Origin of the sequence: Streptomyces sp. 13-12-16 (assembly GCF_002114215.1) — a bacterium.
Lineage (GTDB): Bacteria > Actinomycetota > Actinomycetes > Streptomycetales > Streptomycetaceae > Streptomyces.
Window position 1 is genome coordinate 1 of record NZ_NCTE01001222.1, and the last position, 2005, is coordinate 2005.

The 2005-nt window shown below is 73.1% G+C and carries 2 protein-coding genes; both read left to right on the plus strand.

Annotated elements, in window-relative coordinates:
• Positions 1–283: WS/DGAT domain-containing protein (locus tag B7767_RS38055; protein ID WP_143652879.1), on the plus strand; the 283-nt coding region annotated here is incomplete at its 5' end.
• Between the two features lie 106 nt (positions 284–389).
• Positions 390–1883 (plus strand): SDR family NAD(P)-dependent oxidoreductase, encoded by a 1494-nt coding sequence (locus B7767_RS38060; RefSeq protein WP_085575970.1) that lies wholly within the window; start codon positions 390–392, stop codon positions 1881–1883.
• Positions 1884–2005 lie beyond the last annotated feature (122 nt).

Below are 2005 nucleotides of genomic sequence, written 5' to 3' on the forward strand. Positions count from 1 at the left end.
CGGGCCGCTGCTCGGCCAGGCGGCCCGCCTCTGGTTCGACGTCCTGGTCACCAGCGTGCCGCTGCCCGGCTTCGGCCTGCGGCTCGGCGGCGACCCGCTCGGCGCCGTCTTCCCGCTCGCGCCGCTGGCCCCCGGCCACTCCCTCGCGGTCGCGGTCTCCACCTACCGCGGACGCGTCCACTACGGGCTGGTCGCCGACGGCGCGGCCGTCCCGGACCTCGACCGGCTGGCCCGCGCGCTGACCGAGGAGGTGACGACGCTGACCGCCGTCTGCGATCACTGACGCATCCGGTTTGGTGCCGAGGCCCGGCGCTGAAGTAAAATCCGCCGTTCGAACAGCGTGCGCGAACGGAGCGCCGCGAGAAGCAGAGCGGGAAACGGCAGCGGCGATGACGGTGACACAGGACGGCCCCGAGGCCATGGACGCGGTGGCGCACGGGCCCGGCATCGACCCGGAGCGGCTGGCCGTCTGCCTCGACGTGCTGCGGGAACTCGACGAACTCGACGTCGACCACCCGGACGCGATCCTGGTCCGCCGGGCCACCTCGCACATCTACCGCACGGTCAAGCAGCGCCGCCGCCAGGAGCGCCGGGCCGCCAAGACCGCCCACGACAAGGCGGTCACCGAGGCCACCGCCACCGGCTCCGCCGAGCGCATCGACGACGAGACCGAGGGCATCCTGCCGTCCTCCCGCGTCGAGCCCGGCAGGATCGCGGGGATACTCCAGCGCCCCCGCTCCTGCTACACCTGCAAGACCCGCTACACCGAGGTCGACTACTTCTACCACCAGCTCTGCCAGAAGTGCGCCGCGGAGAACCGCGCCCGGCGCGACGCCCGCGCGGACCTCACCGGCAAGCGCGCGCTGCTCACCGGCGGACGCGCCAAGATCGGCATGTACATCGCGCTGCGGCTGCTGCGCGACGGCGCCCACACCACGATCACCACGCGCTTCCCCAAGGACGCCATCCGCCGCTTCAAGGCCATGGACGACTCCGCGGAGTGGATGCACCGCCTGGAGGTCGTCGGCATCGACCTGCGCGACCCCGCTCAGGCCGTCGCGCTGGCCGACCGGGTCGCCGAGCAGGGCCCGCTCGACATCCTGATCAACAACGCCACCCAGACCGTACGCCGGCTGCCGTCCGCGTACGCCGCGCTCGTCGAGGGCGAGGGTGCCCCGCTGCCGGCCGGTGAGCTGCCCGCCCACCACGTCATCGGCGCCTTCAACTCCGGCGCGGTCGACGGACTGACCGCGCTGCCGGTCGGCGTCAGCGGACTCGAGGCGCAGAAGGTGGCCGACCTGGCCCTGGTCGCGGGCAACGCCAGCGTGGTCCGGCACCGTGAGGGCACCGCCATCGACGCGGGCGGCCTGCTCCCCGACGTCGTCGACACCAACACCTGGGTCCAGACCATCGAGCAGATCTCCCCGGTGGAGCTGCTGGAGACCCAGCTGTGCAACTACACGGCGCCGTTCATCCTGATCAGCAAGTTGCGTCCGGCGATGGCCGAGGCCGCGCGCCGGGCGTCCGCGGGGCGCGCGTACGTCGTCAACGTCTCCGCGATGGAAGGGGTGTTCGACCGCGGTTACAAGGGCGCCGGCCACCCCAACACCAACGCCGCCAAGGCGGCCATGAACATGGTGACGCGGACCAGCGCACAGGAGATGTTCGACACCGACCGCATCCTGATGACCTCGGTCGACACCGGCTGGATCACCGACGAGCGCCCCCACTTCGACAAGCTGCGCCTCGCCGACGCCGGTTTCCACGCCCCGCTCGACCTGGTCGACGGCGCGGCCCGCGTCTACGACCCCATCGTGCGCGGCGAGGCGGGCGAGGACCTGTACGGCGTCTTCATGAAGGACTACGCGCCCGGCCGGTGGTGAGGACCGCCGGCCGGGCGGCAGGGAGCTGTGCGCCGCCGGCGACTCCAGGACACCGGCACCGGAGCGGACGGTGCGGGCCTCCTCGTCCGCCGCGCGGCCGGCCCGCGCCCCCGGTCCGCCCG